The following is a 6,207-nucleotide window of genomic DNA, read 5'->3' as shown; positions in this document are numbered from 1 at the left end:
GCCGACTATGTCATTACAGAAGCAGGATTTGGTGCCGACCTGGGTGCCGAGAAGTTCTTTGATATTAAGTGTCGTAAAGCAGGACTCAAACCGGATGCGACCGTGCTCGTGGCCACGACAAAGGCACTGAAAATGCATGGCGGAGTCGCCAAATCAGACCTGGTCGGCGAAAATGTTGACGCGATTGTGAAGGGCTGCGAAAACCTCGGTCGCCACATTGAAAACCTCAAGAAGTTTGGCGTGCCGGTCACCGTTGCGATCAATCATTACATTACGGACACCGATGCAGAGCACAAAGCGATTAGCGACTTTTGTGCCAAACTTGGGGTTAAGTGCACCGTATCGTCACACTGGGAGCACGGTGGCAAAGGAGCGGCGAAACTCGCCGAGGCCGTCGTCGAACTGTTGGAAAACACGACGAGCGAGTTTGCCCCGCTCTACTCGGACGACATGAAACTCTGGGACAAAGTTCGCCACATTGCCACGACGATTTATGGTGCCGACGACATCACTGCCGATCAAAAAGTGCGTGATCAATTCAAGCAATACGAAGAGCAAGGCTTTGGTCAATACCCTATTTGTATGGCTAAAACGCAATACAGCTTCTCGACGGACCCGTCGCTCATGGGCGCGCCGTCCGGTCATGTCGTTCCGATTCGCGAAGCGCGTTTGTCTGCGGGAGCCGAGTTTATCGTCGTCGTATGTGGCGCCATAATGACAATGCCCGGCTTACCCCGTGTGCCGGCAGCCGATGCGATTCGCGTGGATGCGAACAAGCAGATCGAAGGACTGTTCTAGGCCGACGCGAACCACCATTGACATGTAACGGCCGCCTTGCGCGGCCGTTTTTTTGTGGTACCAACCGTTGAACGCAGTCGCGCGATAGGACCGATGCTGGGCATGGCTCGCTATGCCCGATCTTACGCAGACGGTCGCTTAGAACCCCGTTTAACTGGCGAGTGAGTCTTGTACCTGCGCGCGCTGCCGTTCTTGACTCGGCGAATAGCCGTAGTGTTCTTTGTAGCTTTTTGAAAAGTGCGAGGGTGATATAAACCCACAGACTGAAGAAATTTCCAAAATGCTCTGTGACGTTTGCTGGAGGAGCTCACGCGAGCGGGCGAGACGAAGCTGCAGGTAATATCGAGATGGCGGACACAGCAGGTGCTTTCGAAAGAGTCGCTGTAATTGACGCTCTGACAATCCGACAAATTGAGCCAGATCCTTCTGCGCGATAGGCTCGCGAATATTGGCCTCCATAAGCTCAACCGTCGAGATCAGTTTATCGGACTGATTGCCCAGTAAATGTCTCAAAGGAATACGCTGCTTGTCGTTCTCGCGCCGGATACGATCAGCGATCATTTGGTCCGCGATCTCCGCACTGAGCTTCTCACCATGGCCGGCAGAAATGAACCGAAGAAACATGTCGAACGGCGCGGTTCCACCCGTTGAAGTGAACCGTCCTCGATCAAGCGTAAAGACCCGATCGCTCACTTGAACACGAGGGAAAGTCTCACGAAGCTGCCCCACATTTTCCCAGTGAACGGAGCACTTATGCCCGTCTAGCAAGCCGGCCTTTGCCAAGGCATAACTGCCCGTACAAATGGCCCCAAGGGCAATGCCTCGTTGATGCATGGTACGAAGCCACTTTAGCAGCGACGGGTGAGTGTTTTTCTCAACATTGACTCCGCCGCACACAATAATCACGTCGTAATACTTGTTGGCTGCGCTCATGAGCGTGTCATTGCAAATGATCTCAATGCCATCGCTACAGGAGCGTACTTCGTCCTGATCGGAGATCATGCTCCACTCATAAAGCGTCGAGCCGGTCAGACGGTTGGCCATGCGCAGAGGCGACACCGCCGACGACAAAGACACCAGCGTAAAGTCGTGTAGCAAGACGAAACCGAATTTCTTGGTCACAGTGGCGTTGTCGGATGTAGACATGGGCACGTTCCCCGAATTGTTTACGATGCGTTGTATGCCGCTGGATAATATGGGAATTCACGCTGTGGTGACAAGCGTTTTCAATCCGCTGCATTATGGTGCATGTCGTAATCTGGCGATTCGCGCCAAAGGCCTGAAAATAAGCTTGTTTCTAGCCGACACCAAAAAGGTCGGCTGGGGACTGGACTAAATCCGACATAATAAGTGAATGAGAATGCGTCGCATCGCCACCCAGGCCAGACTCGATCAAGGAAAACGCGACGGACAGAACAAAAAAGGTCGGCCACACCGTCGACACGCCGATCGAAATCAAGTCAATGTGAGTTCCGTATCGACCGACAGTCGGTACGACGATCGACCGCTATGCCGGATCGCGGAAAACGATGCCAAATTCCTGCCCCGCATGGGCCATCCATTGTGCCGCATAATCTAAAAAGCTACGTCGAACGACAAGCTCGAATAAAGGCGTATCATCGCGTAAAGCAAAGAGTGCGCCTGCTTTGGCAAACGTCGATTGCGCGCAATCATCAACGCGAAACGACCCCGCATCAAAATCCAGTGTTGAGGCCTTAGACAAAAAATCGCGAGCGTGAGGACCGCTCACTGTCATACGCATCTGACCGCCACCTAAATTCGTGCAACCGTGATGCGTCGAGGCCAGTCCAGCGACGAGCGAGTCGGCGACGTTTGAGTCGGACACAAGCAAAAACTCATCCGGCCCCAACCAGTACACCGAATGCGCGCCCCGGCTCACCCGACCGACTTCCGGTAACGATTGTCCGGTGGCCTTTTGAACGATGCGACCAAAATCGCCTGCCGGATCACCGCGCAAATTGAAATGCTGAAGAAACGGTTCCAGCGTAATGTGCACTCCCGCGTCGGCTACCGCGACTTGCTTGCGCATGAATTGAGTCAACGGATGCTCTTTGAAAACCGAATCAGACACGCTGTTTGTCTCCTTTGGGGTCCACAAACACGGGTTTGCACACGCTGACTTTAACGCGCTCGCCACTCGGTGAAACGGCATACAGAACTTCACCTATACGCTTACGACCGCCCATCAACAAGGCCATCGCGATGGGATGTCCAAGGCATGCACTGTAGTAACTCGATGACACATGCCCGACCAGCGGCACTGGAAAGTCCGCTTCGGGATCTTCTACCAACTGCGCGCCCTCTTCAACCACCGACTTGCCGTCCATCGATAGAAGCCCAACAAGTTGTTTGCGGTCAGTCCGTACACAGTCCGGGCGCGATAAGGATCGCTTGCCCACATAGTCTTTGTTTTTCGATAACAACCAGTGCATGCCCAGATCCTGTGGCGTCACCGAACCGTCGGTATCTTGACCAATGATGACAAAGCCCTTCTCTGCCCGGAGCACGTGAAGTGTTTCCGTTCCATACGGGGTAATGTTGAATTCTTCCCCCGCCGACATCAGCGTTTTCCACATGCACATGGCGAAATCGCTGTGCAAATTGATTTCAAAAGCGAGCTCACCGCTGAAGCTGATGCGAAACACTTGCACCGGTATATCGGCGAGCGTGCCGCTCTTCACCGACATAAACGGAAACGCCTCTTTACTAAAGTCGAGATCGCTCGTGAGTTTCTGGAGCAACTTACGCGAATTTGGTCCCACCACCGCAATCGTTGAATTGTGATCGGTGCTGGATGTCAAATACACATCGAAATGGGGAAACTCGGTTTGCAGCCAAAATTCAAGCCACGCGTAAATGGCTGCGGCTCCGCCCGTTGTGGTCGTTAGGTAATAGTGATTCTCGGCGACGCGTGCCATCACGCCGTCGTCCTTTACCATGCCATCTTCACCCAACATGATGCCGTACGCGCAGCGGCCCACTTCGATCTTACCGATATCGTGGGTATACATGATGTCGAGAAACGCTTTGGCGTCCGCACCGTAGACCTCAATTTTGCCAAGCGTCGAGGCATCCATGATGCCAAGCGATTCGCGTGTGCTGACACACTCTCGATTGACCGCCGCATGCAAATCCTCACCGTTTTTTGGAAAATACCAAGGGCGATGCCATTGCCCCACCACTTCAAACTTGGCACCCGCCTGTTCGTGCCATTCGTGGAGCGCGGTTTTGCGAATGGGATCGTACAGATCGCGCACGTCCGGGCCTGCGATTGTGCCAAACGCCGTGGGTGTGTAATTCGGCCGGAATGTGGTGGTGCCGACCGAAGGGATGTCCTCGCCAAGCAGTTCCGCCAAGACGGCCATGCCGTTGATGTTGCCGAGCTTGCCTTGATCCGTACCAAATCCAAGTGCGGTGTAACGCTTCACATGCTCGACATTTCGAAAACCCTCACGCACGGCGAGCCGTACGTCTGATACGCCTACGTCGTTTTGATAATCGAGAAACTGTTTTGGTCCTTTGTCGGGATGATACGGGCTTGGCACTCGCCATAACGCCTCAATCGGCGACGGGCCATCCGTCGCTTCCGTCGACACGCCAAAGTGCGTGACATCGGCTTGAAGCGTCGCACACACTTCTCGGCCCGCGCGTAAGCCATCCTCGATAACCTCCGCCAATTCAAACTTCCCGTTACCCGATCCTGCCGAGACACACGCCTGCGGGCTCACGCCCGGCACAAAGCACAACTTCTGATCATCCCATTGGTTTTTACCGCCCGAATGCGAGTGCAAGTGAACCGCCGGCGACCAGCCTCCAGACATCGCGATGAGATCACAGTCAATCAGCGCACTATCGCCCGCGAGTCCGCGGCCGCCGTTTGTTAGCGTGTCGATTTTTGCGCCGGCAACGCGCTTGCGCCCTTTGACATCAAATATCACTGAATTCGCATGCACGGCAATGCCCGCATCGATCACGGATTTGGCCACAGCGCCCGCCGCTGCGCGGCTGTCGATAACCGCGGCAACAACGACACCCGCCCGATGCAGATCGAGCGCCGTTGTGTACGCCGAGTCATTGTTGGTAAACACCACGGCGCGCCGACCCGGGGCCACCCCATAGCGATTAATGTAGGTGGACACGGCGGAGGCTTGCATCACGCCAGGCCGATCGTTATTGCAAAACACCAGCGGCCGCTCGAAAGCACCCTGTGCTAACACCACTTGTTTCGCTCGCACCTTCCACAAGCGCTGACGAGGATTGGCGGCGGAACTGGCTTCGCCTTGCCGTAGACACTGCTCCGAAATCGTCAAAAAATTATGGTCGTGATAGGCAATGACCGTACTATTGGTTAACACACGAACGCTCTCGATCGATTCGAGTTCGCGTTGCACAGCGTGTGCCCACTTGTGGCCGGGCTTACTGTCGACGCGCTCCTGGCCGTCGAGAAGTCGACCGCCGAAACGCGGGCTCTCATCTGCAATCACGACACGCAGTCCGGCACGAGCCGCTGTGAGTGCCGCGCAGAGTCCTGCCGGACCTGCCCCGGCCACCAACACGTCACAATGCGCATGTCGATGGGTATACGTATCCGCATCGGGCTCAGCCGGCGATTCGCCCATTCCGGCCATTTTGCGGATGGGGTGTTCAAACCACTGCCAAGCTCGCTGGGTCGGCCCCATAAAGGTCTTGTAGTAAAACCCTGCGGCAAACACATTCTTGGCAACCCCAAGCACTTCCTGAACATCGTGCTCGACACTGGGCCAACCTTTAATAACGCGGGCTTCGAGACCCTCATAGAGCAGCGCTTGCGTTGCCCTGACGTTGGGCTCGGTCCGAGCGCCCATTCCGATTTGCATCAGCGCATTGGGCTCTTCTGCGCCACTGCCGACAATGCCTCGTGGGCGATGATACTTAAAGCTGCGCCCAACAATGTCGACGCCATTTGCAAGCAGCGCTGACGCCAGCGAGTCGCCGTCAAAACCGACGAGCGACTTACCGTTGTAACGAAACGCAAGGGGTCGCGTGCGATCAATGTGACCGCCCTCGGCTAAACGATAAGGTTGTTTGTCAGTCATGGCAGTCAGACATCCGCGATTAAAGCCGACTCTTAGTCGGCGTCGAGCGACTCGTGCATTTTGCATGTGCCCGAAAAAAGATACGTAACCGTGTCACGTCGCGCTTTGAAATAGCGGCGACACCCGGCGCTGTGCACCCAAAGCTCATCGTGCTGGCCTTTTGGATTTTTGCGATAAAAAAGGTAGTCGGCCCATTCCTCGTCCGATAACGAATCGGGGTATTTTGGCAACGACAACCCAGCTTCACCGGCGTAACTGAATTCGGATTGATCGCGCGGGCCGCAATACGGACAGGTTATTAACAGCATGCCAA

At 55.1% G+C, this 6,207-nt stretch carries 6 protein-coding genes; 2 read left to right on the top strand and 4 right to left on the bottom strand.

The genetic code is table 11. The annotated features are described in order from the left end of the window. On the top strand, window positions 1–798 hold a 798-nt coding region (locus AAF465_15015), incomplete at its 5' end, for a formate--tetrahydrofolate ligase (protein ID MEM7084038.1). A 150-nt stretch (window positions 799–948) separates the two neighbouring features. Here AAF465_15015 and AAF465_15010 read toward each other — a convergent pair. Continuing rightward, a complete protein-coding gene (locus AAF465_15010; protein ID MEM7084037.1) occupies window positions 949–1,944 on the bottom strand; it encodes a GlxA family transcriptional regulator in 996 nt (331 codons plus the stop codon). Here AAF465_15010 and AAF465_15005 point away from each other — a divergent pair. After that, on the top strand, window positions 1,943–2,134 hold the full coding sequence (locus AAF465_15005; GenBank protein MEM7084036.1) for a hypothetical protein: 192 nt from the start codon (window positions 1,943–1,945) through the stop codon (window positions 2,132–2,134). The genes AAF465_15010 and AAF465_15005 overlap by 2 nt on opposite strands. A 171-nt stretch (window positions 2,135–2,305) precedes the next feature. Here the strand turns inward: AAF465_15005 and AAF465_15000 are convergent, their stop codons facing one another. The 3 genes from AAF465_15000 to AAF465_14990 are packed head-to-tail and all read right to left on the bottom strand — an operon-like array spanning window position 2,306 to window position 6,202. Further along, the gene (locus tag AAF465_15000) at window positions 2,306–2,890 is read right to left on the bottom strand and encodes a sarcosine oxidase subunit gamma family protein (protein MEM7084035.1); all 585 of its coding nucleotides are present in this window, start codon (window positions 2,888–2,890) and stop codon (window positions 2,306–2,308) included. Beyond that, window positions 2,883–5,894, bottom strand: coding sequence for a sarcosine oxidase subunit alpha family protein (locus AAF465_14995; GenBank protein ID MEM7084034.1), 3,012 nt, complete (start codon window positions 5,892–5,894; stop codon window positions 2,883–2,885). Before AAF465_14995 ends, AAF465_15000 begins: the two co-directional genes overlap by 8 nt. A gap of 32 nt (window positions 5,895–5,926) precedes the next feature. Continuing rightward, a complete protein-coding gene (locus tag AAF465_14990; GenBank protein ID MEM7084033.1) occupies window positions 5,927–6,202 on the bottom strand; it encodes a sarcosine oxidase subunit delta in 276 nt (91 codons plus the stop codon). Window positions 6,203–6,207: the final 5 nt, after the last annotated feature.

The sequence above is a fragment of the Pseudomonadota bacterium genome, assembly GCA_039028935.1.
Classification (GTDB): Bacteria; Pseudomonadota; Gammaproteobacteria; order Steroidobacterales; family SZUA-146; genus SZUA-146.
This window is presented reverse-complemented; position numbering and strand designations above follow the sequence as displayed.